This is a genomic window from Streptacidiphilus sp. MAP5-3 (assembly GCF_041262505.1).
In the GTDB taxonomy this organism is placed as follows: domain Bacteria; phylum Actinomycetota; class Actinomycetes; order Streptomycetales; family Streptomycetaceae; genus Streptacidiphilus.
Genome location: NZ_JBGCCL010000001.1, coordinates 708,153 through 732,564, shown reverse-complemented (window position 1 = coordinate 732,564; position 24,412 = coordinate 708,153). Strand labels below are relative to the sequence as shown.

Below are 24,412 nucleotides of genomic sequence, written 5' to 3'. Positions count from 1 at the left end.
TTCAGCCCGCGGTCCGTGCGGAAAGCCACGTCAGTGCGTCCGGCAGCATCTCCCGCCAGACGGTGGGTGTGTGGCCGCCCTCGCGGACGGTGACCAGACGGCTCGTGCCGGGGTCCCGCAGCACCGCGAGCAGCGCCTTCGCCGCAGGCACCGTGCCCTGGTCCTGGAGGCTGCCTCCCATCAGGAACGACACCGGCGGCTGCTTCTTCGCCTGCTTCAGCTGGAACAGCGGGTCGTTGGCGCGGCTCAGCGCCAAGTTGTTCGTTACCAGGGGGGATTCGGGCGTGTTGTAGCCCGACAGGCTCACCGCGGAGCCGAAGACGTCCGGGTGCTGGACCGTCAGGTTGACCGCGCAGTACGCGCCCGCCGAGTAACCCATGACCGCCCACTGCGAGGGTGACTTCGCGGCACGGAAGTTGTCCCGGATCAGCGTGGGGACGTCGCGCGCGAGCCAGGTCGCGGTCCGGGCCACGCCCGGGATGTCCGCGCAGCCGGGGTCGGTGTTGCCGCCGAGGACGTTCAGCTTGGCCGAGACCATGATCATGGGCTTGACCGTGCCCGCGGCCATCAGCCTGGCCATCTCGTCCTGGACCTTCATCGTCCCGAACCACGCCTGCGGCGTGCCCGGCGTGCCGGGGAGCAGTTCCACCACCGGGAAGTCGGTGGTCGCGTACGCCGGGTCGTTGTACTGCGGCGGCAGCCAGACGTAGAGGCTGCCCTCGATGCCGGAGGTCGCGCCGACCGTGCGGGTCTTCATGACGCCGGGCAGGTAGGAGGTGAAGGTCAGCTTGCCGCCGGGCGCGACGCCGTCGCCGCCGTGGTGGGCGCTGTTCCCGGAGAGCGCGGTGTCGGTGACCGTGGTGCTGCCGCCGAAGAGGTCGCTCCAGCTGTCGTAGAACGGCCCCATGCTGTTGTTGACGTAGGTCAGCACCATGACCACGGCGGTGACCTGGCTGAGGACCGCCAGCCCGAGTCTGCCCGCCAGCCGGGCCGCGCCAGGGCCGGGTATTCGGTTCCAGAGCCCGAACAGCGCGGCGAGGGCGACGACCACGAGGACGGCGGTCAGCACGAAGAACGGTGTACCGGTGAGACTCATCGCGACCCTTCAGGAAACTCCCGCCGTCTCCTGGTGCGACTACCGGGCGAGAACCAGACTGTGTACCTCTTTTTCACGCTCGTTTTTCGAGCTCATTCGAGCCTACTCAGCCGATTGACAGCGTCTTCATACCCGCGGATGAACCCCGAACAGTCGGTCGGCGGGGTTACCCTCACCCGACTACCCCTCCCACGGCAGCGCGGCGAACATGTCCCGCAGCCGGTGCTTCAGCACCTTCCGCAGTGTCTCGTTGCGCGGCAACGCGTCGACGACCTCCAGCTGCTCCGGGATCTTCTGCGTCATGAGCCCCGCCGCCCGTAGCCGCGCCGCCACGTCGGCCAGCGTCGGCGGTTCGACGCCCGGCTTCCGTTCCACCACCGCGCAGACGCGTTCGCCGCGCACGGCGTCCGGCAGGCCGATCACGGCGACGTCGCCGACGCGCGGGTCCTGGTAGAGCAGGTCCTCGATCTCCTTGGCGGAGATGTTCTCCCCCTTGCGGATGATGATGTCCTTGAGCCTGCCGGTCAGCCGGACGTGCCCGTCGGGACGGACGTGGCCCAGGTCACCCGTACGGAACCAGCCGTCGGCGGTGAACGCGTCGGCGGTGAGTCCGGCGTCCGTGTAGCCGCGGCAGACCATCGGGCCGCGCAGCCACATCTCGCCGTCGACGACCCGGACCTCGCAGCCGCGCACCGGGTGGCCCTCGGTGTGGGCCAGCTGCTCGGGGGTGTCCCGGGGTGAGCCCATGGTGATGGCGGGGGCCTCGGTCATGCCGTAGCCGTGCGCGAGGACGACGCCCATCTCCTCGGTGACCTCCCGGTAGAGCTCGGGCGGCATCGGCGCGCCGCCGCCGGAGATGATCCGCAGGGTCGGTATCAGCCGCTCGCCCGGCGGCAGTCTGCGCTGCTCGGCCAGGAACGCGGAGTAGAACGCGGTGCTGCCGCCCGCCATGGTCACGCCGTTGCGCCGGTACGTGGGCAGCACGTCCGGCAGCGCGAAGACCTCCAGCAGCAGCGCCGGGAAGCCGTGCACCAGCAGCGCGACCAGGTAGTCGGGACCGCCGATGTGCGCGTAGGGGAAGGCGATCGAGCCGACGTCGTCCGGGCCCATGTCCAGCGCCCGCGCGAAGCCGCTGCCGCCCGCGATCAGCGTCCGGTCGGTGTGCCGGGCGCCCTTGGGCGCGGAGGTGATGCCGGAGGTGTAGTAGACCCACCGCACCGGCGCGTGCGCGTCGGTGAGGTCCGCGCGCGGCGCGGGCGGCAGGGTGGCCGGGTCGCCGTCGGGCAGGTCGGCGTCGTCGTACAGGACGCGGACGGCCGGTGGCCGTTCCCAGCCCCGGGTCAGCTCCTCGGCCATCTTGACGTAGTCGAAACCGCGCCAGACGCCGGGGACGAGGTAGAGCCGCGCGGCGGACTCACCGAGGATGTGGCCGACCTCCGCGCCCCGGTAGATGGCGATGATCGGCGTCTGCACCGCGCCGAGCCGGGACAGCGCGAGGGAGACCAGCACGGTCTCGATCCGCGTCGGCAACTGCCAGGCCACCGGCGTGCCGTCCTCGATCCCGTACTCGGCGCGCAGTCCCGCCGCGATCCGCTCCGCGCGGTCCCGCACCTGACGGTAGGTCAGCCGCCGGTCCGGCTCGCCCGCGGGGTCGGCGGTGTTGGCCGTGTCGGCGGCGTCGGCGGTCTGGATCAGCATCGGCGCGTCCGGCGTGGCCGCGACGCGTTGTTCCAGCAGGTCCCACAGCGATCCGGCGTCGGCGATGGTCACGAGTCTCTCCTTGCTCCAGCTGTTGTGGCTGATCCGGCGGCTTCGGCAGCTCCGGCGGCGAGCACGGCCGCCACGCCGGCGGTGTCGGTGAGGGTGGCGACGAGGGCGAGGGTGTTGGCCAGCACGGCCTCCGCGTACTCGGGCGGGGTCCCGGCGACCGCGTCGGTCGGGATCACCACCTGCAGTCCGGCGTCGACCGCGCCCAGGGTCAGCTCCAGCAGCGCGACGTTGACCGAGACGCCGGTGACGACGACGGTCGTGGCCCCGAGATTGCGCAGCACGGACGCCAACCCGGTGTCCTGGAACGGACCGAGGCCGTGCAGCCGGGGGAGGACCAGGTCGCGCTCCGGATCCGCGCCGATGCCCGCGTGCAGCGCCGGGTCGAAGGGCGTGCGCGCGGCGGCGGCGAAGAGCCGGGCGTTGGTGTTGGCGCCCAACCCGTCCGCGCGGCGCTCGGCGGTGCAGTGGACGACGGGCACGCGGGCCCGGCGGGCGGCCTCGCAGAGTAGCCGGACGTGCTCCACCAGTCCGGTCTTGGCGGCGGCCTCGGCCAGCGCCGGGAAGACGGCCCCCTCGCCGAGCACACCCTGCTGGCACTCGCAGGTGATGACGGCGGTGTGCGCCGGGTCGAGCAGTCGGTCGAGTAGCTGATCGAGCCGATTCTTTCCGTTTACACCCATCCGGTCCTCGCTCGCTTGCCGCTTCAGCTGTCCGTCATTAGTCTGAATCTGACGGACCGTCAGGTAAAGGGTTGTGGAGAGGGTGCCTCGCATGGATAACTCCGCCGAACTTCCGATGGTGGTGAGCGTCGACGACCACGTGATCGAACCGGCGCATCTCTTCGACACGTGGCTGCCGGCCAAGTACCGCGAGCGCGGCCCGCAGCCGCTCCGCGCCGGGATCGGTCAACTGGAGTACGTGGGCGGCAAGTACCGGATCAGCATGGACCCCGACGGACCGCCGACCGACTGGTGGATCTACGAGGACCTCCAGTTCCCGTACAAGCGCAACATCGCCGCCGTCGGCTTCAGCCGCGACGAGATGACGCTGGACGGCATCACCCGCGACCAGATGCGGCGCGGCTGCTGGGACCCCAAGGCGCGCATCGAGGACATGGAGAACAACCACGTCGAGGCGTCCCTGTGCTTCCCGACCTTCCCCCGGTTCTGCGGCCAGACCTTCGCGGAGGCGAAGGACAAGGAGGTCGCGCTGGCCTGCGTGCGCGCCTACAACGACTGGATGGTCGAGGAGTGGTGCGGCGACAGCGGCGGCCGCCTGATCCCGCTGTGCCTGATACCGCTCTGGGACGTGGAGTTGGCCGTCGCCGAGATCCGGCGCAACGCGGCGCGGGGCGTGCGGGCGGTGACCTTCAGCGAGATCCCGACCTATCTGGGCCTGCCGTCGATCCACTCCGGCTACTGGGACCCGTTCTTCGCGGTCTGCGAGGAGACCGGCACGGTGGTCAACATGCACATCGGCTCGTCCTCGCAGATGCCGGCCGCCTCCCCGGACGCGCCTCCGGCCGTGCAGGCGACGCTGAGCTTCAACAACGCGATGGCGTCGATGACGGACTTCCTCTTCTCGGGCGTGCTGGTGAAGTTCCCGAGGCTCAAGCTCGCGTACAGCGAGGGCCAGATGGGCTGGATCCCCTACGCCCTGGAGCGGGCGGACGACGTCTGGCGCGAGCACCGCGCGTGGGGCGGGGTCCGGGACGTCATCCCCGAGCCGCCGTCGACGTACTACTACCGGCAGATCTTCGCCTGCTTCTTCCGTGACCGGCACGGGGTGGCCTCGCTGGACACGGTGGGCGTGGACAACGTGACCTTCGAGACGGACTACCCGCACGTCGACTCGACCTGGCCGGAGACGAAGGCCGTCGCGGCGGAGCACATGGCCGGCTTGGCGCCGGAGGTTGTGTACAAGGTTTTGCGCGGCAACGCGATCCGCATGCTGGGGCTGGACCTGGACAAGCACCTCGACGCCAACGGACGGGCTCTTTAGGGGCGCGGGGAACTGCGCGACAAGCCACCCACCTAGTTGGCGCGCCGAACGGTCAGGGCCATCCGCACAGGGTGGTGTCTCGCGCAGTTCCCCGCGCCCCTGGTGGCTGCAGCACAAGGAGAGTGCACAGGTGCAGCTCAGCGATACAGCGGACGAGGCTGACTACCGTCGTCGTCTTCGCGAATGGCTCGGCAAGACCCTCCCCGAACTCCCGGCACCTCCAGATCCCTCCGACTGGCCGGGCCGCCGTTCCTACGACACGGCCTGGCAGCGGCGACTGTTCGACGCCGGGTACGCCGGCATCCACTGGCCAAAGGACGCCGGAGGCCGTGGCGCCTCGCCGTCCGAGCACCTGATCTTCCTTGAGGAGACCGAGCGCGCGGGCGCGCCCTACGTCGGGGCCAACTTCGTCGGCCTGCTGCACGCCGGGCCCACCATCGCCGCGGAAGGCACCCCCGCACAGCGTTCGCGCTTCCTGCCGCCGATCCTGCGCGGGGACGAGATCTGGTGCCAGGGGTTCAGTGAACCCGGCGCGGGCAGCGACCTCGCCGCCCTCCGCACCCGGGCCGTCCGGGACGGGGACGACTACGTCGTCACCGGCAGCAAGATCTGGACCTCGCACGCCGAAGTCGCCGACTGGTGCGAGCTGTTGGTCCGCACGGACCCCGACGCGCCCAAGCACCGGGGCATCAGCTGGCTGGCGATGCGGATGGACAGCCCGGGAGTCACCGTCCGGCCGTTGCGGACGCTGGCCGGGACGACCGAGTTCGCCGAGCTGTTCCTCGACGAGGTGCGGGTGCCGGTCGCCAACCGGGTCGGGGAGGAGAACGACGGGTGGCGGGTCACCATGGTCACCCTCTCCTTCGAGCGCGGGACGGCCTTCGCCGGCGAGGCCGTCGCCTGTCAGCGCGAGGTGCGTGAACTCGCCCGCGTCGCACGGCAGAACGGCGCCTGGGACGACCTGGAACTCCGCCGCGCGCTCGCCACGCTCGCCGCGGAGTTCACCGCGCTGTGGCGGCTGGTGCAGTGGAACGTGTCCGAGGCCGCGTCGCGCGGGGTGCCGGGCGCGGGCGGGAGCGTGTTCAAGCTGCGGTTCAGCGAATCGCGGCAGCGTCTCCAGGACCTGGCCGCCCGCGTCGTCGGCGCGGAGGCGCTGGTGGACGGGCCGTGGACGGCGCAGCGGTTGCAGGGCCTCTCCTACACCATCGCCGCCGGGACCTCGCAGATCCAGCGCACCATCGTCGCCCAGCGCATTCTGGGCCTGCCGAAGGGACGGTGACGATGCACTTCCAACTGACCGACGACCAGCGCGCCCTCCAAGCGGGCCTGCGCGACGTCCTGAAGGGTGGCGGCGTCGAGTGGAGCGAGCTGGTCGACGTCGGACTCTTCACGCTGCGCCTGCCGGAGGCGGACGGCGGGGTCGGGCTCGGGCTGCCGGAGGCGGTCCTCGCCTTCGAGGAGGCCGGGCGCGCCCTCGTCCCCGGGCCCTTGGTCGGCACGGAACTGGCCGCCACGCTCGGGCTGACCGGCCGCGCCGAGGTGGTCCGCGTCCCCGCACGCGGCCCGCTGCTCGTCCCGCACCTGCCGACGCTCGCCCAGGTTCTGCTCCTGGACGACCACGAGTTGACGGTCTTCGGCCCCGAGACGCTCGACGCCGAACCCGCCCGCGCCGTCGACCCGCAGACACCGCTCTGGCGCGTCACCGGACCGCTCCCCGCCCCGCGACAGCGCCTCGACCCACCCACCGCGCACCGCATCGCCGCCGAGGCGACCCTGCTGACCGCCGCGCTCCAGGCGGGACTCGCCGCCCGCACGGTCGCGGACGCCGTCCGCTACGCCCAGCAGCGCGAGCAGTTCGGACAGCCGATCGGTGCGTTCCAGGCCGTGCAACACCTGTGCGCCGACATGCTGGCGCGCGCCGAGCTGGCCCGGGTCGCCGTCTACGCCGCGGCGGTCTCCGGCGACGCCGACGAGATCGCGGGGGCCAAGCTGCTCGCGGACGACGCGGCGGTGCACGGCGCGCGGGACTGTCTGCAGGTCCACGGCGGTATGGGGTTCACCTGGGAGGCCTCGGTGCACCTGCTGCTCAAGCGGGCCTGGGCCTGGGAGCAGGCCTGCGCTGACCGCGACCGGTGCCTCGACCAGTTGGCCACCGGGCTGGCCGACGGGCTTGCTGAACACTTGTAGGAAGGGTGGTTTTGCCGCGACGCCCCCCAGTTTCCGGGCGTCGCGGCGCGCGTCGATTACGCTCACGGGAGTGCGCAGCAAGCAGTGCGTCCTGGGTTGCGGAGCGGCCGGGGCAGTATGCACCTCCGGGCGGCTCCTCGACTGGAATATGCCCGAAGACCATGCGGGTCGGCATGGCGCCGGATCATCCTTGGACGCAAACGCGCCGGTACGCGGCTCGCGCGGTCGCTCGGCCCGGTTGATCCCGCAAGCACGGGTGGTGTGACGAGTGCAGGTGCAGGCACAGGTGCTTCAGGTCCAGACGGCGGTCCAGGCCGACCCGGCAGAAGTGGGTCGCGCCCGCCGTTGGGCGCGTAGCCGTCTCACCGGCTGCGGCTTCGCGCCGGACGCCCCGATCGCGGAGACCCTGGTCCTGGTCGTCTCTGAACTGGTCACCAACGCGGTGGTGCACACGGGTTCGCCGGCCGTGCTCCGGTTGGTCTTCCCCGTCGGCGGCGACGCCGGGCACCGGCCGGTCCGGATCGAGGTCACCGACGCCTCCGACGTGCCGCCCGCGCCGCGCGCCGCCGCCGACGAGTCGACCAACGGACGCGGGCTGGAGCTGGTCAGTTTTCTGACGGCCCGTTGGGGCTGGTTCCCGGACGGCAGCGGCAAGCGGGTCTGGTGCGAACTGGCGCCGGACGCCGAGTGCCCGGCCGCCGGGCTCGCCTTCGACACCGAGGCCCTGCTGGCCGCAGAGCTCTGACAACCAGCAGGTGGCGTGGCGCGGTTGATCGACAGACAGAGCGGGAACGGGGACGGGGTGAACGCTACGACCTCGTCGGCTGCGACTTCGTGGGACGCGACGGAGGTCGTCCGCGCACTCGAAGGCGTCATCGACATCGAGTGGGCCGCCGACCGGTCCTGGGCGTTGCCCTGGCGGCTGCCCGTCGCCGATCTCGACCTGCACCACCCGGCGGTGGTGCTGCCCGCCATGTGCCCGAGCGGCGTCCGGCTGAGGGTGCGCACCGCGTCCACCCGACTGCTGCTGGATGCGGAGTCCGTGCAACTCCAGGGCGGTCCGGTCTTCGAGGCCTGGTGCGACCTGTCCGTCGACGGCGAGCTGGTGCGCTCCACCGCGCTCGGCGTGGCCGGAGCGGTCTTCGGCGGGCTGCCCGCCGGGACGAAGGACGTCGAGATCGCGTTGCCCATCGCGCCCGCCGTACGGCTGCGCGGACTGCGTGCGCTCGACGGCGCGGCGCTGCACTCCTCGCCCGACGCGCGCCCACGCTGGACCGTCTACGGCAGCAGCATCACCCACGGCTGTGCCGCCACCCCGACGCAGACCTGGCCGGCCACGGCGGCACGGCTGCTCGACCGCAACCTGACCAATCTCGGTTACGGTGGCGGCTGCCTGCTCGACCCGCTGGTCGGGCGAATGCTGGCAAAACACCCAGCCGATTTCATGACGTTGGAACTCGGTATCAACGTCTACAACACGGCTGCTCTGCGCGAACGAACCTTCGCGCCCGCTGTGCACGGGCTGTTGGCCGAAATTCGCTCCCGTCGACCCGATCTTCCGATCACCGTTGTCGGACCGGTGTTCGGCGGCGAACGAGAGACCGAACTTGCGGACGGAATGCTGGAGCGCTTCGGTGATCTCACGCTCTCTCAGCTGCGCGGCGCGCTCCAGCGCGCCGTGGAACTGCTCCGCAAATGCGGCGACACCGCGCTGACCTGGACGGACGGCCGCGAACTCTGCTCCGCTGCGGACGCCGCCCGCGGCGTGCTGCCGGACGGTCTGCACCCGGACGCCGCACACCAGCAGGAGATGGGACGCCGATACGCCGCGGCCGAGACCGGCGGGTGACGGTGTTGCAGCAGGTTTGACTCCGGATACGGCAACGAACGGATGAAGTCTCAAACCGTACGCAACCAATCCGAATTCCGGACAAGCCATTGACGTGAAGTGTCCGCCTGATCACGCTTGGATTCAGCGATTCGTTGCGAGGGGACGTCAAGGGCGCCCGGTCCGTTGTGCTGCCCGCATCCTTGGCGAGTGCGAATCGTGTCGACGCTGGTCAGGGTCCAGGCGTCGACGGGGGCGCCCCCGACCGCAGGTCGGGGGAGAGGTGGCGGGGCGCCGTGCCGCGTGGAGAAGAACCGCGCACGGCGCCGCGCCACCCCCGAACCACCGAGAGCCGCTGTGTGAGCGTTACTTCACCGCGATCGGCGCCACCGGCGCGCCCACGCCGCCCGTGAACGGCTCCGGCGGTGCGGCGAGCAGGAACTCGTGGACGCCGTCCTCGGCGCAGTCCGCCGCCAGCCCCTCCAGGTTCCAGTTCTGGCCCTGCATCATGCCCATCTCCACCAGATCCAGGGCGTGGACGGGCAGATAGAGGCCCTCGATCTCGGGCGGGAAGATCTCGAAGGTGAGCGTGTCGTTGGCCACGGCCACCACGTCCCGGTCGTGGAACCACTCGGGGCAGCGCAGGCCGAGGCCGGGAGAGGGGAAGGCGTAGGCGTCGCGGTCGCCGCCCAGGTAGAGCTGGATCTGGCCGGTCCGGATCAGCACCACGTCCCCGGCCCGGACCTGCGTCCCGGCCGCCTCCTCCGCCGCGTCCAGGTCCTCGGGGGTGACCACGTGGTCGGCGGGCAGCCGGCCGACGCCGTGCACGCGGGCGATGTCCAGCAGCACGCCGCGGGTGACCAGCGGCGTCGTCTTCTCGATGCCGGAGCGGGTGGCGCCCTCCTGGGCGTTGATGGAGTCGGCGGGGCGGTTGTTGTAGATCCGGCCGCCGTGGCTGACATGGCCGAGGCCGTCCCAGTGGGTGCCCGCCTGCAGGCCGAGCGTGGCCACGTCGTCGCTTGTGGCGATGGAACCCGGCCCGAACATCTCGAAGTTGAGCGCGACCAGGCTGTGCAGCGGGTTGACCCGGCCCGGGATCATCCCGTTCTGCACGCCCTGCTGCTGCAACGGCAGGGCGAGCTCGAACCGCTTGCCGGTGCGGACGCAGGCGGCCGCGGCGCGGACGACCTCCGGCGTGATCAGGTTCAGCGTGCCGATCTCGTCCTCGGCGCCCCAGCGTCCCCAGTTGGAGATGCGCTTGGCGATGTCCCGGAACGCCTCGAAGTCGCTGGGTGCGGGCATGCGCTTCGCCTCCTCTTCCCGATCTCCTCGAAGGTCTCTTCCCGTTCGTCTCTTCTCGCTCCTAGAATCTAACGGTCCGTCAGATTCTTGAGGAGGGGTACGGCGTGGCTGAATTCCTGCGCGACAAGGTGGTTGCGGTGACCGGGGCCGGACGCGGCATCGGGCGTGCGGTGGCGCTCGCCTGTGCCGCCGAGGGCGCGAAGGTCGTGGTCAACGACTACGGCGTCGGCATCGACGGCTCCGCACCGACCAGCGAGGTGGCGGACGAGGTGATCAAGGAGATCGAGGCGGCAGGCGGCGAGGCGATCGCCGTCGCCGACGACATCGCCACCATGGCGGGCGGCGAACGCGTCGTGCGCGCGGCCGTAGAGGCCTTCGGGCGGCTCGACGGCGTGGTCTGCGTGGCCGGCATCCTGCGCGAGCGGATGCTCTTCAACATGTCCGAGGAGGAGTGGGACCCGGTCATCGCCACCCACCTCAAGGGCACCTTCACCGTCTTCCGCGCCGCCTCCGCGCTGATGCGCAAGCAGGGCGGCGGCACGCTGATCGGCTTCACCAGCGGCAACCACCAGGGGTCGGTCAGCCAGGCCAACTACAGCGCGGCCAAGGGCGGCATCATCTCGCTGGTCCGCAGCGCGGCCCTGGGGCTGAACAAGTACGGCGTGACGGCCAACTGCGTGGCCCCGGTGGCGCGCACCCGGATGTCGGCCAACGTCCCGATGGAGCTCAAGGAGATCGGCGAGCCGGAGGACGTGGCGGCGCTGGTGGTCTACCTGCTCTCCACACAGGCCAGGGAGATCACCGGCCAGGTCTACACCGTGGCCGGTCCGAAGATCGCGGTCTGGGCGCAGCCCCGCGAACTCCGGGCGATGTACGCGGAGTCGGGCAGCTGGACGCCGGAGCGCATCGCCGACTTCCTCCCCGGCACCGTCGGCGTCGACCCGATGCCGATGCTGGCGCAGCTGGAGGCGATGGCCAAGGCCGCCGCCTCCGACGAGCGTCCCAACGCGTAGCGGACGGCGGGTGGTTGGCGATGGATTTCGGGTTCGAGGCGGCGGACGAGGAGTTCCGCGCACGCGCGAGGGAATGGTTTGCCGCACGGCTCGGTCCGGGCGGTGCGTTCGCCGACCTGCGCGGGGTCAAGACCCCCGAGGACGCCGGGCGACGCCGGGCCTGGGAACGGGAGCTGGGCGCGGGCGGCTGGATCGGCCTGGGCTGGCCGGACGGCAGCCTGACCCGACAGGTCGTCTGGTTCGAGGAGTACGCCCGTGCCCAGGCCCCGGACCCGCTCGGCATCGTGGGCGAGCAACTGCTCGCCCCGACGCTGCTGGCCCACGGCACGGACCAGCAGCGCGAGCGCTACCTGCCGGGCATCGCCTCGGGCGAGGCGATCTGGTGCCAGGGCTACAGCGAACCTGGCGCGGGCTCGGATCTGGCGGCCGTCCGGACCTCGGCGGTCCCGGCCGGGGACGGTTCCGGGGACTGGCTGGTCACCGGGCAGAAGACCTGGACCTCGCTGTCGCAGTGGGCGGACTGGTGCTTCGTCCTGGCCCGGACCGAGCCCGGCTCGCAGCGCCACGCCGGCCTCAGCCTGCTGCTGCTCCCCATGGACCAGGGCCCGCGGATCGAGGTCCGCCCGATCCGGCAGCTCAACGGCGTCAGCGAGTTCAGTGAGGTCTTCTTCGACCAGGCCCGTGCCGTCGACGTGCTCGGCGCGGTCGGCGACGGCTGGCGGATCGCCATGACGCTGCTCTCGTTCGAGCGCGGCGCGGGCATGTTGGGCCGTCAGATCGGTTACGCGCGCGACCTGGACGCGGTCCTGCGCGCGGCGGCGCTGACCGGCGCGGACCGTGACCCGGTGCTGCGCGAGGCGCTGACCCGCCAGTGGGCGGAGCTCCAGGTGATGCGGGCCAATGCGCTCCGCACGCTCGGCACGGCCGAGCCGGCCACGGCGGCGGTGGCCAAGCTGGTGTGGGCGGGCTGGCACCAGCGGCTCGGCGAGCTGGCCGTCCAGGTCCAGGGCCTGCCCGGCGCGTTCGCGGACGGTCGGCCCCATGAGGCCGACGGCTACCCGCTCACGGCCGCCCAGCACACCCTGCTCTTCTCACGCGCCGACACCATCTACGGCGGCAGCGACCAGATCCAGCGGAACATCATCGCCGAGCGCGTCCTCGGACTGCCCCGAGGCTGACCTGCGCCGACGCCCCACAATGCAGAAGGACGTGCTTCGCATGACCGACAAGCACCGGCTCTTCATCGACAACACCTGGCGCGAGGGCGGCGCCGGGACCTACCCGATCATCAACCCCGGCACCGAGTCCCTGGTCGGCCACGCCCCGGAGGCGTCCGCCACGGACGTCGCCGCCGCGATCGCCGCCGCGCGGCGGGCGCAGAAGCACTGGGCTGCCACCTCGCCCAGCGCCCGGGCTGCCCTGCTGGAGCGGATCGCCGACCTGGTGCTGGAGCGCGCCGAGGACTTCGTGCCGCTGCTCCAAGCCGAGACCGGCGCGACCATCCGCGTCGCCGGAGCCATGCAACTGCCGGTCGTCGCCGACCGGTTCCGCCGCTACGCGCGCGGCGCGCTGGAGCCGACCGTCGACTCCTTCCCCGCGCACCCGGTTGCCGCGACGCCGCTCGCGGCGGGCGGGCTGACCAACGCCGCCGCCGCGCGGCGTCCCGTCGGGGTGGTCGGCTGCATCACCTCCTACAACTTCCCGATCGTCAACCTGGCCGGGAAGCTCGCGCCCGCACTGGCGATGGGCAACACCGTCGTCGCCAAGCCCGCGCCGCAGGACCCGCTGGCCTGCCTCAAGTTGGGCGAGATATTCCTTGAGGCGGGCGCGCCCGCCGGGATCTTCAACGTGGTGACGGACTCGGGTTCGGCCGCCGGTGCGGCGCTGGTCGCCTCGCCCGACGTCGACATGATCAGCTTCACCGGCTCGACCACCGTCGGCCGCCGGATCGCCACCGACGGCGGCGCGACGATGAAGCGCCTGCTGATGGAGCTGGGCGGCAAGGGCGCGGCCATCGTGCTGGAGGACGCCGACCTGGGCAAGGCGGTCATGGCCATCGGCTCGACCTGGGCGTTCCACTCGGGCCAGATCTGCACCGCGCCGACCCGCGCGCTGGTCCACCGCTCCCGCTACGACGACGTGGTGGCCGGCTTGGCGCAGTTCGCCGCACGGCTGCCGGTCGGCGACCCGTTGTCGCCGAAGACGGTGGTCGGCCCGGTGGTCTCGGCGGTCCACCGGGACCGCGTCGAGAGCTACATCGCCGGGGCGATCGGCGAGGGCGCGCGCCTGGTCACCGGCGGGACGCGCAAGGAGCACACCGCCGACGCGGCCGAACTGCCCGGCACCGGCTTCTTCGTCGCGCCGACCCTGCTGGCCGACGTGACCCCGGAGATGACCATCGCCCGCGAGGAGGTCTTCGGCCCGGTCGTCGTGGTGATCCCGTTCGACGACGAGGAGGAGGCCATCGCCATCGCCAACTCCACCGAGTTCGGCCTCTACGACTACGTCTTCACCGCCGACGCCGCTCGCGCCTACGCGCTGGCCGCCCGGCTGCGCACCGGGAACGTCGGCATCAACACCGCACAGCGCCACCCGGAGACGCCGTTCGGCGGCTTCAAGCAGAGCGGCGTCGGCCGCGACGGGGGCTCCTACGGTCTCCACGCCTACAGCGAGCAGCAGGCCGTCGTCTGGCAGTCCTGAGCCAACAAAGGAGTGGATCAGCATGAAGGGCGTCATCTTCGACGGCAAGGCCCCACAGGTGGTGAACGACCTGACGGTGCGTGAGCCGGGTCCGGGCGAGGTCATAGTGAAGATCGCGGCGGCGGGCCTCTGCCACAGCGACCTGTCCGTGATCGACGGGACCATCCCTTTCCCGGTCCCGGTGGTCCTCGGGCACGAGGGCGCGGGCACGGTCGAGTCGGTCGGCGAGGGGGTGACCCACGTCCAGCCGGGCGACCACGTCGCCCTCTCCACCCTCGCCAGCTGCGGCACCTGCCGCGAGTGCGGACGCGGGCGGCCGACCATGTGCCGCAAGGCGATCGGCATGCCGGGCAAGCCGTTCACCCGGGACGGTCAGCCGCTCTACAACTTCGCCTCCACGTCCGTCTTCGCGGAGCGGACGGTGGTCAAGGCGGTTCAGGTGGTACCGATCGACCCGGCCATCCCGTTCACCTCGGCGGCGCTGATCGGCTGCGGGGTGCTGACCGGTGTGGGCGCGGTGCTGAACCGCGCCAAGGTGGACATCGGCGACACCGTCGCGGTGATCGGCTGCGGCGGCATCGGCCTCAACGTCATCCAGGGCGCGCGGATCGCGGGCGCCTCGCGGATCATCGCCATCGACGCGGTGGCGGAGAAGGAGTCCATCGCCCGCACCTTCGGCGCGACGGACTTCGTCGACGCCCGCGCCGTCGACGACACGGTGGCGGCGGTCCGCGCGCTGGTCCCGTACGGGGTGGACCACGCCTTCGAGTGCGTCGGCCCGACGAAGCTCACCCGGCAGGCCATCGACATGATCGACCGGCATGGGCAGGCGGTCCTGCTGGGCATGCCCGGTGTCGAGGCCGAGGCGCAGTTCCGCCCGGCGGAGCTGTTCCTGGACAAGTCCATCCTGGGCTGCCGGTACGGGTCGTCCCGACCGCAGCGTGACATCGCCCGGTACGCCCAGCTGTACGGCGCGGGGCGCCTGTTGCTCGACGAGCTGGTCACCTGCACGTTCCCTGTCGAGGCGTTCGAGGAGGCGGCGGAGGCGACGCACACGGGCGGGGTCGCCCGCGCGGTCCTGACCTTCTGAGGGGCCTTTCGCTCCCGCAAGTGGTTGCCCTATCAGGGGCGCGGGGAGCTGCGCGGCAAGCCACCCTGTGTGGTGAGTCCTCGAGCTGACAGGGCCATCCGCACAGGGTGGTTGCTCGCGCAGTTCCTCGCGCCCCTAGGTGTTCAGTCTTCTTGCAGGAGCCGGAACCCGCTGCGGTAGAACACCAACGGCCCCGCCTCCCCGCCGCGTGGCGCAGCCAACTCGCGGACCCGGCCCAGGACGATCAGGTGGTCGCCACCCGTGTGCACGGCGTGCACCGTGCAGTCGACCCACGCCAACGCCCCGTCCAGCCGCGGCGATCCGGTCGCCGCGGACCGTTCCCACCCCACACCCGCGAACTTGTCCGCGCCCGTCGACGCACTCACCGCGAAGGACCGACACAACTCATGCTGGTCATGAGCCAGCACGTTGACGCAGAACGCGCCCGCCCTCGCGATGCGCGGCCAACTCGACGACGTGCGTGCCACGTTGAAGCAGACCAGCGGTGGATCCAGCGACAGCGAGGCGAAGGACTGGCACGCGAAGCCGACCGGGGACCCGTCCTCCGCCGCCGCGGTGATCACGGTGATGCCGGTCGCGAAGTGCCCCAACGCCTCGCGCATCGCGCGGGCGTCCGCCTCCAGCTCGGGCTCGCCCTCGACCACCGCGTGCAGCGGCGTCGCCATCGGACCGGCGCTCAAGGGCGCGCCGGTCTCTCGCAGGTAGCGGACCGCCGCCACCGCCATGCCTTCGTGCCCCATGGATTCCTCCGGGTGCTCTGCTACTGCCATGAGACCTGACGGCACGTCATCCCGTCAGGAAAACCACAAACGCCGGGACGGCGGCGGCCTCAGCGTCCCTCGAACCGGGCGCCCCGCCGTTCGACGAACGCCCGCACGCCCTCCTGGGCGTCGGCCGTCGTCATGTTGATCTCCTGGGCAACCGCCTCCGCCTCGAAGGCGGTCGCCCGGTCGGCGTCCAGCGAGGCGTTGACGAGCGCCTTGGTCAGCGCGAACGCGCGCGTCGGACCGGCGGCGAGCCGGTCCGCCCACTCCGTCGCCGCCTTCTCCAGCTCCTCGGCGGGCACGACCTTGTTGACCAGGCCCAGCCGTTCCGCGTCCGCGGCCCGCAGCTTGTCGCCGAAGAAGAGCAGCTCCTTGGCCCGCTGCGGTCCGACCAGCCGGGGCAGCAGATAGGCCGCGCCGCCGTCCGGTACCAGCCCGCGCTTGGCGAAGACCTGGAGCAGCGAGGCGTTCTCCGCCGCGACGACCAGGTCGCAGGCGAGCGCGAGCTGCGCCCCCACGCCCGCCGCCACGCCGTTGAGCGCGCAGAGGACCGGCTTCTCGCAGTCCAGCACGGCCGCGACCATCCGCTGCACGCCGCGCCGCAGCATCCGCGCCACGTCCCCGGCGACCCGCTCGCCGCCTCCCGCACCACCGCTCAGGTCCGCGCCGGAGCAGAACGCCCGCCCGGCCCCGGTCAGCACGACCACCCGCACGGCCGGATCGGCGGACGCCGCCTCCAGCTCGGTGATCAGCCGCTCCCGCATCGCGGCGGTGATCGCGTTCAGCGCCTCGGGCCGGTTCAGCGTCAGCCGCCTGATCCCACCGACCGTCTCGACCAGCAGCTCGCTCACCGCGCGCTCGCTCACCGCGCGCTCGCTCACCGCGCGCTCGCTCACCGCACGCTCGCTCACCGCACGCTCGCTCACCGGCACACCGCCAACGCGTCCAACGCCACCGCTCCCTTGCCCCGTTCCAGCACCACCAGCGGGTTGATGTCCAGCTCGCCCAGGTCGTCGCCGAGTTCCAGCGCCATCCGCTGCACCCGCAGCACCACGTCCACCAGCGCGTCGACGTCCATCGGGGGCAGCCCGCGCACGCCCTCCAGCAGGGGCCAGCAGCGCAGTTCGCGCAGCATCGCGTGGACGTCCGCAGGGCCGAAGGGGGGGACCCGCACGGCGGTGTCGCGCAGCACCTCGACGAAGACGCCGCCCATGCCCACCGTCACCGTCGGGCCGAAGGTGACGTCCCGGCCCATGCCGACGACCATCTCCACCCCCGCGCCGACCATCTGGCAGACCAGCACCCCGTCCAGCCGGGGTATCCCGGCCGCCCGCGCGTTGTCCGTCAGCTCGCGGAACGCGTCGCGGACCTGACTGGCGCTGGTGAGGCCGACCTTGACCAGGCCGAGCTCGGTCTTGTGGGCGACACCGGGTGCCGATCCCTTGAGCACCACGGGGTAGCCGACCACCCCGGCCGCCCGGACCGCGCCCGCCGCGCTGTTGACCAGTTGCTCGCGCGGCACTCGGATTCCGTAGGCGCGCAGCAGTTGCTTGGCGGCGAACTCGCTGAGCTGCTCACCGGGCTTCAGCACCCGCTGCGCCTTCGCCTTGCCCGCGCAGGACTCCTTCGGCGCGGCGTCGAAGGGGGAGTGGTAGTCGCTGACGAACTCGTGGTGCTTCAGGTAGGCCGCGACCGCCTTGACGCAGTTGCCGAAGGTGCGGAAGACCGCGACCCGCGACGAACCGAGCAGCGTGGTCCGGTACGCCTCCTCGGTCCCGAGCGGCGAGCCCCAGATGACGCAGACCAGCTTGTCCGTCGTCTCGGCGACCTCGACCAGGTCCTGCGCCAGCTTGTCGCTCATCGGCGGGAAAGGGCCGGTGATCGGGCAGATCAGCACGCCGACGTCGGGGTCGGCCAGGATCGCGTCGAGGATCTTCCGGCCACGCCAGTCGCCCACCGGGTGGCCGCCGTTGTCGACGGGGTTGGCCACGCTCAGGTACTCGGGGATCCACTGGTGCAGCTCGTCCTGCTTGGCCTGGCCGAGCCGCGGCAGGGTGAGTCCGGCCGACGAGGCCATGTCGGCGAGGTGTGCTCCGGTCCCCCCGGAGATGGAGTAGACGACCACGCCCGGCGCCGTCGGCGGCTTGGCCCGCGCCAACAGGGCGGCGGTGTCCTGGAGTTCGTCCAGTCCGTCCACCCGGATCACGCCGTACTGCTTGAACGCCGCGTCCACCACGTCGTCCGCGCCGGTCAGCTTGCCGGTGTGGGACTGCGCCATCCGCGCGCCCTCGTCGGTGCGGCCGACCTTGACCGCGACCACCGGGACGCCGCGCCGGGCCGCGTGGTCGGCGGCGAGCAGGAAGCCGCGACCGTCCTTGATCCCCTCGATGTAGGCGGCGATCGCGCCGATCTCCGGCTGGTCGGCGAACCACTGGACGAAGTCGGCGACTTCGAGGTCCGCCTCGTTGCCGGTCGGCGCCCAGTGGCTCAGCCGGATGCCGAGCTCCTGGAGAGTGAAGAGCGGACGACCCTGGTGGCCGCTCTGGGTGATCAGCGCGATGGCCGGTCCGGTCAGGTCGTCGCGGAACCGCTCGAACGCGTTGAGGTTGGTGTTCGGGCCGAGCAGCCGCAGCCCGGTCGGCGCGTCCGCGATCAACTGCTCCAGGCGGAGCTGGGCCGCCTGGCCCTCCTCGCCGGTCTCGGCGAAGCCGGAGGCGAACGCGACCGCGAACCGCACCTTGGCCTCGATCAACTGCGGCACCACCGCGGCCGGGTCGGCCAGCAGGATCACCGCCAGGTCGATCGGGTCCTCGCCGGGCTCGGACGGGATGGACGCGAGGTCGGGATAGCAGGGCAGTCCGTCGACCGTCTCCCGGCCGGGGTTGACCGCGTGCATCCGTGCGCCGACCCGCTCCGACCAGGCGCGCAACTGCCGGGTGATCCCGGTGTTGGGGCGGCCCGGTGTGTCCGACGCGCCGATGACGGCGACGGCGGTGGGGCGGAAGAAGCGGTCCAGGTCGACCGTTCGCGGGCGCAGGGGCCGGCCGCTCACGTCGGTGTCGGGGTCGGCGTTGATGTCCGGGTCCCGCATGGCTGCCTCCGATCCTGACTGTGGGCGGGCAAGAGAATCTGACGTACCATCAGATTACTGTCGGGGAAGCGTTGCAGGAAGAGTCCGGGGCCAGCTAACTGACGGAGCGTCAGTAAACCTGGCCGGAAGCTCGCAAGGGGTGACTTCGGGTGCAGACGGTGCACACGTACGGGTTGTCGGCCGGGCAGTGGTTCGCGGTGCTCCGCATCGGCCTGGGGCTGTGGTGGCTGGAGAGCTGGCGGCACAAGGACAAGAAGGGCTGGTTGCAGCGCTCCACCGGCATCGACTGGGCCAAGGACGTGGCCTCCCGCCACCGTTGGCCGTTCGTCCGCTCCTCCTTCGAGCGGATCGTCGCGCCCAGGCCCAAGGCGATGGCCTACGTCGTCGTCTTCGCGGAGCTGGCGCTGGGCCTCGGGCTGACCGTCGGGCTCCTCAGCCCGATCGCGCTGGCCTGCGGGCTGCTGCTCAACCTCCTCTACTTCGTGCTGATGATCCACGACTGGGCCGAGCAGGGGCAGAACCTGATGATGGCGCTGGCCTCCCTGGTCTGCCTGCTGGCCATGAGCTGGCAGTGCTGGTCGCTGGACCGCGTCCTCCACCTCTTCGGCGCGTGACCCGCCGCTTTCGTTCCTTGCCGTCCTTCGTACTCCGGGAGCTGACACCGTGACGACCGCGCCCCACCGCACCGACCTGCCGGAACCCGACGCCTTCACCCAGCCGTACTGGGACGCTGCCGCCGCCTCTCCGGGGCAGTTGCTGCTGCGCCGCTGCGCCGCCTGCGGCCGGGCGCACCACTACCCGCGCGAGTTCTGCCCGCACTGCTGGAGCGAGGACGTCCGCTGGGAACCTGCCACCGGGCGGGCGACGCTCTACACCTGGTCCGTCGTCCACGCCAACGACCTGCAGCCGTTCCGGGAGCGGGTCCCCTATGTCGCCGCAGTGGTCGAGTTGGCGGAGGGCCCGCGGATGATGACGACGCTGGTCGACTGCGAACCGAAGCGTCTTCAGGTCGGTATGCCGCTTCTGGTCGCCTTCGCGGCGTTTGCGGCTGACGGTCAGCCGGGTCCCAAGGTCCCCGTCTTCCGTCCCGAGGTGGGGGTGAGCTGACGGGGCGACCGGGTGACGGCGTGAACCTGAGCGGCTGCTGTGAGCTTAGACACATCGGGTGATGTGTGTGCGGACGGACACCGTCCGCGATCCGGCCCGGTCGACGGTGCGTCAGCGGCGCGGGGCACGAGCGTGCCGTCGGCTGATCCGGGCTCAAAAACGGGCCTGCCGCCGCATGCCGCTGCCGCTGGTGATCACTCGATGGGGGTAGCGTGACGCGGGTGATGCCGGTGCAGCAGGGTGCCGGCGGACGACCCGAAGGGTGGCTGCACGGCGGCTCCACGGTCCGCGTCACGTCGATCAGCTGCGAGGATCCCCTCTATGTCCAGCCACGTCCGAACCGGCTCCGCGTCGTACCAGGCCGCCCCGGCGGCTGAGGGCGCCCCGCGTCCCACGCGCGCCCAGGCCCGTGCGGCGGCCCGTGCCCGGGCACGGCGCAAGCGGCTGCGTCGTACGAGCTTCCTCGGCGTGGGCTCGGTCGCAGCGGTCGCGGTGATGGCGGTGGCCGGTCTGCTGCCTCCCCACCACACGGACGGCGCCGACGCGCAGGCGGCCGCCAGCGCGGCGCCGGTGCCCGCGCGGACGGGTCAGGGGGACTCCTCCCGTTCCGCCGACCGCGCCGCGCCCGCGTCGGAGCTGCGGCAACTGCCGGGCCTCGGCCAGGGTTTCCTGAGCAAGGTCCCCGCCGACGCGCAGCAGGTCCTGCTGGTCACCGGCAGGGGCAAGAACCAGAACACCGGCACCGCGGTCCTCTACACCCGTGCCGCCGACGGCAGCTGGCTCGCCGGCCCGACCTGGGCCGCCCGCAATGCCCTCGACGGCTGGACCACCGACCACCACGCGGGCGACCTGCACAGCCCGATCGGCGTCTTCAGCCTGACCGACGCCGGCGGTCTGGACGCGAACCCCGGCACCAAGCTGCCGTACCTGCACTCCACGGCGTTCACGTCACCGGGCACCGGCTTCGAGGGCGAGTCGCTGGCCGACGCGTTCGACTACGTGGTCGCGATCAACTACAACCACGTCCCCGGCACCACGCCGCTGAGCCCCGAGCGGCCGATGGGCACGTCGCGCGGCGGCGGCATCTGGGTCCACGTCGACCACGGCGGCCCGACGCACGGCTGCGTCGCGCTGGCCAAGCCGGACATGGCGATACTGCTCCGGGACCTGGACCCGAACAAGCACCCGGTCATCGTGATGGGCGACGCGGCCTCGCTGGCCCAGTAGCAGCAAGCGCTTTGTCCGGGATCTACAGCTACGACACGTCGATCCTGTCCCTAGCATCTTCGGCGACCCGTCGGTAACCGGCTTGAGTGGGAGCATGAACGGTTCCCGCATCGTCGCGCTGGGCCATTACCAGCCGTCCAAGGTGCTCACCAACGACGACCTCGCCGCCATGGTGGAGACCAACGACGAGTGGATCACCTCGCGCGTCGGGATCCGCACCCGCCACATCGCCGCCCCCGACGAGACCGTGGCCGACCTGGCCACCCGCGCCGCCGCGAAGGCCCTGGCGACCAGCGGCTTCGACGCCGTCTCGGTCGACCTGGTCGTCGTCGCGACCTGTACGGCCATGGACCGCAGCCCCAACACGGCCGCCCAGGTCGCCGCCCGTCTCGGCATCCCCGCCCCGGCGGCGTTCGACATCAACACGGTCTGCTCCGGCTTCTCCTACGCCCTGGCCACCGCCGACCACGCGCTGCGCGCCGGCGCCGCGACCCGGGCGCTGGTGATCGGCGCGGAGAAGATGTCGGACACGGTCGACTGGACCGACCGCAGCACCTGCGTGATCTTCGCCGACGGCGCGGGCGCGGCCGTCCTGGAAGCGACCGACACGGACGCCGGAACGGCTCCGGGCATCGGCCCGGTCGTCTGGGGCTCGGACCCCAGCCGCGGCGACGCGGTCCGGATCGACGGCTGGGACCCGACCATCAGCCAGCAGGGCCAGACCGTCTTCCGCTGGGCGACCACCCAGATCGCCCCGATCGCCCGCGAGGCCTGCGAACGCGCGGGCATCCGCACGGACGAGCTGGCGGCCTTCGTCCCGCACCAGGCCAACCTGCGCATCATCGACGCCATCGCCGGCCGCCTTGGCCTCTCCCCGGACGCGGTCGTCGCCCGCGACGTCGTCGACTCCGGCAACACCTCGGCGGCCTCCGTGCCGCTCGCCCTCTCCAAGCTGGTCGAACGCGGCGAGATCCCCTCCGGCGCCCCGGTCCTCCTCTTCGGCTTCGGCGGCGGTCTGGCCTACGCCGGCCAGGTGGTCCGCTGCCCCTGAGCGCGGAGCGCCGAAGTCCGACTCGGGCCGGATCAGGCGCTCTTCGCGTGCTCCACGAACTCAACCCGCAGTTCGAGGCCGAGGGCCTCGGCGAGCCGGTCGAGCAGCGGCAGCGTGGGCACGGCGCCTCCGGCCTCGAAGCGGGCGACGGCGGACTGCGTCATGTCGGCCCTGCGGCCGAGCTCGGACTGGGAAATCCCCAGTTCCGCCCGGCGGCGGCGGACTGCCTCGCCGAGTTCGAAGCGCAACCGCGCTGCGGCGTAGGCCTCCTGGACGATGGGGGAGGCGGCCCGTGCCTTCTTGGCCTCGGACAAGGTCATCCTGGTCTCGGCGGTCATGACTGCGGCTCCTCCTCGTCGAGCGTGTGTGCCTCGCGGCGGCACCTCTCCAGTGCCCTCTTCGCCCGCTGGACCTCCGCCCGTTCGCGCATGCGGGTCTTCGCGAAGACGGTCAGCATGATGATTCTCCGCCCTGGCGCGATCCAGTAGGTGAGCCGTGTCTGCTCGCCGCCACAGTAGAAACGCAGCTCTCGCAGCTTGCCGTCCAGTTGGCGCGTGTAGGGCTCACTCAGCAGGGGACCCCGTTCCTCCAGTAGGTCGAGATGCATCAATGCTTGCGCCCAGCGTTGGTCGTCGAGCGACGCGAGCCACTCAGCGACCTCTGCCTCCAGTTCCACGATACCCCAGCCCATAGCGTGGATGCTATGGGCTGGGGTCTTCGCTGAAACCTTTCGGCCGATCGGGTTCACTCCGACGAGGGAGGCGGGCCCGGCACGGGGTCTCCGCGCTGCTTCGGCTACCGCCCGAGGATCAGCGTCCCCGAGCTGCAGAACCAGCCGCCGGTGCCGCTGACCAGGGCGAGCTGCGGGGCGTTCGGGACCTGGCGTTCCGGCGCGGAGGTGGCGTACTCGTGTCGGAGTTGGCGTACCGCCTCGACGATCAGGAAGAGACCGCGCATCCCCGGGTGGCAGGCCGAGAGGCCGCCGCCGTCGGTGTTGGTCGGTAGCTCGCCGTCGAGCAGCAGGCGGCCCGCCTTGGCGTCGACGAAGGCGCCGCCGTCGCCCTTGGCGCAGAAGCCGAGGTCCTCGAGTGCCACCAGCGGCATGTAGGTGAAGGCGTCGTAGAGCTCGGTCAGGTCGATGTCGTCGGGGGTCACCCCGGCCCGCTCGTAGGCGAGGCGGCCGGACCGCGCAGTGGGGGAGACGGTGAAGTCCTCCCACTCCGACATGGCGCTGTGGCTCAGGTGCTCGCCGGAGCCCAGTACCCAGACCGGGTCGTGCACCGTGTCCGGGACGTAGTCCTCGGCGGCGAGCAGTACCGCGCAGCCGCCGTCCGAGCGGATGCAGCAGTGCAGCTTGGTGAACGGGTCGGCCATCATCGGCCCGGTCAGCACGTCGTCGACGGTGATCGGGTCCCGGTACATCGCGTCCGGGTTGGCCGCCGCGTTGGCGCGGGTCTGGACGGCGACACCCGCGAGCTGCTCCAGCGTGGTGCCGTACTCGTGCATGTGGCGGCGGGCCGCCATCGCGTACTTGGCGATCAGCGTGTGCCCGTAGGGCGCCTCGAACTGGAGCGGGCCGCGCGCCCCCAGCGCGATGCCCGCCGTCCGCCGCCGCGCCTTCAGGTCCGCGCGCGCCGTGGAGCCGTAGACCAGCAGCACCGCGTTGGCGTGGCCCGCCGCGATCGCGTCGGCGGCGTGCCCGGCCATGACCTCCCAGGTGGAGCCGCCGACCGAGGTGGAGTCGGTCCAGGTGGGCCGCAACCCCAGGTACTCGGAGACCTCGACCGGCGCGAGTATGCCGAGCCCCGCCGAGGCCACTCCGTCGATCACGTCCTTGGGCAGCCCGGAGTCGGCCAGCGCCCGGCGCGCGGCCTGCGCGTGGAGTTGATAGGGCGTCAGTTCGTCCACCCGCCCGCAGTCGCTGAGGGCGACGCCGACGACGGCCACCCGCCTGCGTCGCCTGCCGCCGAGCGGCGCGTCGTCGGGGACGGGATGGCCGAGTCGGCCCGGCCGCAGAGCGCTGGGAGCAGCAGCAGTCATGGATCTGACGGTACATCAGATTTACTGCCCGCGCCCCTGTGCGTCTCAATCGCCTGCTCCTAGGATGACGATCCGTCAGTCAGGCGTTCAGTCACGGCTCAGCCTTTGCCCCGAGGCCAGGAGG

The 24,412-nt window shown here is 71.6% G+C and carries 23 protein-coding genes; 13 read left to right on the top strand and 10 right to left on the bottom strand.

Going from position 1 to position 24,412, the window contains the following annotated elements:
* Position 1: 1 nt before the first annotated feature.
* The 3 genes from ABH928_RS03250 to ABH928_RS03240 form a co-directional block, all read right to left on the bottom strand.
* Positions 2-1,096: an alpha/beta hydrolase gene (locus tag ABH928_RS03250; RefSeq protein ID WP_370061673.1), complete on the bottom strand. Its 1,095-nt coding sequence runs from the start codon at positions 1,094-1,096 to the stop codon at positions 2-4.
* A gap of 180 nt (positions 1,097-1,276) precedes the next feature.
* Positions 1,277-2,866, bottom strand: a complete 1,590-nt coding sequence (locus tag ABH928_RS03245; protein ID WP_370061671.1) for a class I adenylate-forming enzyme family protein — start codon at positions 2,864-2,866, stop codon at positions 1,277-1,279.
* The gene (locus tag ABH928_RS03240) at positions 2,863-3,546 is read right to left on the bottom strand and encodes an isochorismatase family protein (protein WP_370061669.1); all 684 of its coding nucleotides are present in this window, start codon (positions 3,544-3,546) and stop codon (positions 2,863-2,865) included. The genes ABH928_RS03245 and ABH928_RS03240 overlap by 4 nt, the downstream gene beginning before the upstream one ends.
* 91 nt (positions 3,547-3,637) lie before the next feature.
* On the opposite strand from ABH928_RS03240, the gene ABH928_RS03235 reads away from it, so the two are divergent.
* The 5 genes from ABH928_RS03235 to ABH928_RS03215 all read left to right on the top strand — a co-directional run bounded on the left by ABH928_RS03235 (position 3,638) and on the right by ABH928_RS03215 (position 8,903).
* Positions 3,638-4,867 carry an amidohydrolase family protein gene (locus ABH928_RS03235; RefSeq protein WP_370061667.1) on the top strand — a complete coding sequence of 410 codons (1,230 nt, stop codon included), beginning with the start codon at positions 3,638-3,640 and terminating at the stop codon, positions 4,865-4,867.
* 130 nt (positions 4,868-4,997) lie between these two features.
* Positions 4,998-6,146: an acyl-CoA dehydrogenase family protein gene (locus ABH928_RS03230; protein ID WP_370061665.1), complete on the top strand. Its 1,149-nt coding sequence runs from the start codon at positions 4,998-5,000 to the stop codon at positions 6,144-6,146.
* Positions 6,147-6,148: 2 nt separating this feature from the next.
* The gene (locus tag ABH928_RS03225; protein WP_370061663.1) at positions 6,149-7,054 is read left to right on the top strand and encodes an acyl-CoA dehydrogenase family protein; all 906 of its coding nucleotides are present in this window, start codon (positions 6,149-6,151) and stop codon (positions 7,052-7,054) included.
* A gap of 286 nt (positions 7,055-7,340) precedes the next feature.
* Positions 7,341-7,799, top strand: coding sequence for an ATP-binding protein (locus tag ABH928_RS03220; RefSeq protein ID WP_370061661.1), 459 nt, complete (start codon positions 7,341-7,343; stop codon positions 7,797-7,799).
* Positions 7,800-7,856: 57 nt separating this feature from the next.
* Entirely contained in the window at positions 7,857-8,903 is a 1,047-nt protein-coding gene (locus ABH928_RS03215) for a GDSL-type esterase/lipase family protein (RefSeq protein WP_370061659.1), read from the top strand.
* 345 nt (positions 8,904-9,248) lie between these two features.
* Here ABH928_RS03215 and ABH928_RS03210 read toward each other — a convergent pair whose 3' ends face one another.
* The gene (locus ABH928_RS03210; RefSeq protein WP_370061657.1) at positions 9,249-10,184 is read right to left on the bottom strand and encodes a cyclase family protein; all 936 of its coding nucleotides are present in this window, start codon (positions 10,182-10,184) and stop codon (positions 9,249-9,251) included.
* A 104-nt stretch (positions 10,185-10,288) separates the two neighbouring features.
* Here ABH928_RS03210 and ABH928_RS03205 point away from each other — a divergent pair, with 104 nt between their 5' ends.
* From ABH928_RS03205 to ABH928_RS03190, 4 genes are read left to right on the top strand one after another with little or no spacing between them, the layout of a single operon-like run.
* Positions 10,289-11,197 carry an SDR family oxidoreductase gene (locus tag ABH928_RS03205; protein WP_370061654.1) on the top strand — a complete coding sequence of 303 codons (909 nt, stop codon included), beginning with the start codon at positions 10,289-10,291 and terminating at the stop codon, positions 11,195-11,197.
* Positions 11,198-11,217: 20 nt separating this feature from the next.
* Entirely contained in the window at positions 11,218-12,375 is a 1,158-nt protein-coding gene (locus tag ABH928_RS03200) for an acyl-CoA dehydrogenase family protein (RefSeq protein ID WP_370061652.1), read from the top strand.
* 40 nt (positions 12,376-12,415) lie between these two features.
* Positions 12,416-13,897, top strand: coding sequence for an aldehyde dehydrogenase (locus tag ABH928_RS03195; RefSeq protein WP_370061650.1), 1,482 nt, complete (start codon positions 12,416-12,418; stop codon positions 13,895-13,897).
* A gap of 22 nt (positions 13,898-13,919) precedes the next feature.
* Positions 13,920-14,987, top strand: coding sequence for a Zn-dependent alcohol dehydrogenase (locus ABH928_RS03190; RefSeq protein ID WP_370061648.1), 1,068 nt, complete (start codon positions 13,920-13,922; stop codon positions 14,985-14,987).
* Between the two features lie 143 nt (positions 14,988-15,130).
* Here ABH928_RS03190 and ABH928_RS03185 read toward each other — a convergent pair whose 3' ends face one another.
* From ABH928_RS03185 to ABH928_RS03175, 3 genes are all read right to left on the bottom strand, one after another.
* A complete protein-coding gene (locus ABH928_RS03185; RefSeq protein WP_370061646.1) occupies positions 15,131-15,748 on the bottom strand; it encodes a flavin reductase family protein in 618 nt (205 codons plus the stop codon).
* An 89-nt stretch (positions 15,749-15,837) separates the two neighbouring features.
* Positions 15,838-16,638 (bottom strand): enoyl-CoA hydratase/isomerase family protein, encoded by an 801-nt coding sequence (locus tag ABH928_RS03180; protein WP_370061899.1) that lies wholly within the window; start codon positions 16,636-16,638, stop codon positions 15,838-15,840.
* A gap of 56 nt (positions 16,639-16,694) precedes the next feature.
* A complete protein-coding gene (locus ABH928_RS03175) occupies positions 16,695-18,863 on the bottom strand; it encodes an acetate--CoA ligase family protein (protein WP_370061644.1) in 2,169 nt (722 codons plus the stop codon).
* A gap of 158 nt (positions 18,864-19,021) precedes the next feature.
* On the opposite strand from ABH928_RS03175, the gene ABH928_RS03170 reads away from it, so the two are divergent.
* The 4 genes from ABH928_RS03170 to ABH928_RS03155 all read left to right on the top strand — a co-directional run bounded on the left by ABH928_RS03170 (position 19,022) and on the right by ABH928_RS03155 (position 22,248).
* On the top strand, positions 19,022-19,477 hold the full coding sequence (locus ABH928_RS03170; protein ID WP_370061897.1) for a DoxX family protein: 456 nt from the start codon (positions 19,022-19,024) through the stop codon (positions 19,475-19,477).
* Positions 19,478-19,526: 49 nt separating this feature from the next.
* Entirely contained in the window at positions 19,527-19,970 is a 444-nt protein-coding gene (locus ABH928_RS03165; RefSeq protein ID WP_370061642.1) for a Zn-ribbon domain-containing OB-fold protein, read from the top strand.
* 321 nt (positions 19,971-20,291) lie between these two features.
* Complete coding sequence (locus tag ABH928_RS03160; RefSeq protein WP_370061639.1) at positions 20,292-21,197, top strand: L,D-transpeptidase family protein; 906 nt, start codon at positions 20,292-20,294, stop codon at positions 21,195-21,197.
* A gap of 94 nt (positions 21,198-21,291) precedes the next feature.
* On the top strand, positions 21,292-22,248 hold the full coding sequence (locus tag ABH928_RS03155; protein WP_370061637.1) for a beta-ketoacyl-ACP synthase III: 957 nt from the start codon (positions 21,292-21,294) through the stop codon (positions 22,246-22,248).
* A 32-nt stretch (positions 22,249-22,280) separates the two neighbouring features.
* On the opposite strand, the gene ABH928_RS03150 is transcribed toward ABH928_RS03155, so the two are convergent.
* The 3 genes from ABH928_RS03150 to ABH928_RS03140 all read right to left on the bottom strand — a co-directional run bounded on the left by ABH928_RS03150 (position 22,281) and on the right by ABH928_RS03140 (position 24,288).
* Positions 22,281-22,586 (bottom strand): helix-turn-helix domain-containing protein, encoded by a 306-nt coding sequence (locus ABH928_RS03150; protein ID WP_370061635.1) that lies wholly within the window; start codon positions 22,584-22,586, stop codon positions 22,281-22,283.
* Positions 22,583-22,939, bottom strand: a complete 357-nt coding sequence (locus ABH928_RS03145) for a type II toxin-antitoxin system RelE/ParE family toxin (RefSeq protein WP_370061633.1) — start codon at positions 22,937-22,939, stop codon at positions 22,583-22,585. Before ABH928_RS03145 ends, ABH928_RS03150 begins: the two co-directional genes overlap by 4 nt.
* A 104-nt stretch (positions 22,940-23,043) precedes the next feature.
* Positions 23,044-24,288: an acetyl-CoA acetyltransferase gene (locus tag ABH928_RS03140; protein WP_370061631.1), complete on the bottom strand. Its 1,245-nt coding sequence runs from the start codon at positions 24,286-24,288 to the stop codon at positions 23,044-23,046.
* Positions 24,289-24,412: the final 124 nt, after the last annotated feature.

Coding starts and splice junctions, on each gene's coding strand:
- ABH928_RS03250 (WP_370061673.1), bottom strand. CDS start 1,096: ATGAGTCTCACCGGTACACCGTTCTTCGTGCTGACCGCCGTCCTCGTG.
- ABH928_RS03240 (WP_370061669.1), bottom strand. CDS start 3,546: ATGGGTGTAAACGGAAAGAATCGGCTCGATCAGCTACTCGACCGACTG.
- ABH928_RS03235 (WP_370061667.1), top strand. CDS start 3,638: ATGGATAACTCCGCCGAACTTCCGATGGTGGTGAGCGTCGACGACCAC.
- ABH928_RS03225 (WP_370061663.1), top strand. CDS start 6,149: ATGCACTTCCAACTGACCGACGACCAGCGCGCCCTCCAAGCGGGCCTG.
- ABH928_RS03210 (WP_370061657.1), bottom strand. CDS start 10,184: ATGCCCGCACCCAGCGACTTCGAGGCGTTCCGGGACATCGCCAAGCGC.
- ABH928_RS03200 (WP_370061652.1), top strand. CDS start 11,218: ATGGATTTCGGGTTCGAGGCGGCGGACGAGGAGTTCCGCGCACGCGCG.
- ABH928_RS03195 (WP_370061650.1), top strand. CDS start 12,416: ATGACCGACAAGCACCGGCTCTTCATCGACAACACCTGGCGCGAGGGC.
- ABH928_RS03190 (WP_370061648.1), top strand. CDS start 13,920: ATGAAGGGCGTCATCTTCGACGGCAAGGCCCCACAGGTGGTGAACGAC.
- ABH928_RS03185 (WP_370061646.1), bottom strand. CDS start 15,748: ATGGGGCACGAAGGCATGGCGGTGGCGGCGGTCCGCTACCTGCGAGAG.
- ABH928_RS03175 (WP_370061644.1), bottom strand. CDS start 18,863: ATGCGGGACCCGGACATCAACGCCGACCCCGACACCGACGTGAGCGGC.
- ABH928_RS03160 (WP_370061639.1), top strand. CDS start 20,292: ATGTCCAGCCACGTCCGAACCGGCTCCGCGTCGTACCAGGCCGCCCCG.
- ABH928_RS03155 (WP_370061637.1), top strand. CDS start 21,292: ATGAACGGTTCCCGCATCGTCGCGCTGGGCCATTACCAGCCGTCCAAG.
- ABH928_RS03150 (WP_370061635.1), bottom strand. CDS start 22,586: ATGACCGCCGAGACCAGGATGACCTTGTCCGAGGCCAAGAAGGCACGG.
- ABH928_RS03145 (WP_370061633.1), bottom strand. CDS start 22,939: ATGGGCTGGGGTATCGTGGAACTGGAGGCAGAGGTCGCTGAGTGGCTC.
- ABH928_RS03140 (WP_370061631.1), bottom strand. CDS start 24,288: ATGACTGCTGCTGCTCCCAGCGCTCTGCGGCCGGGCCGACTCGGCCAT.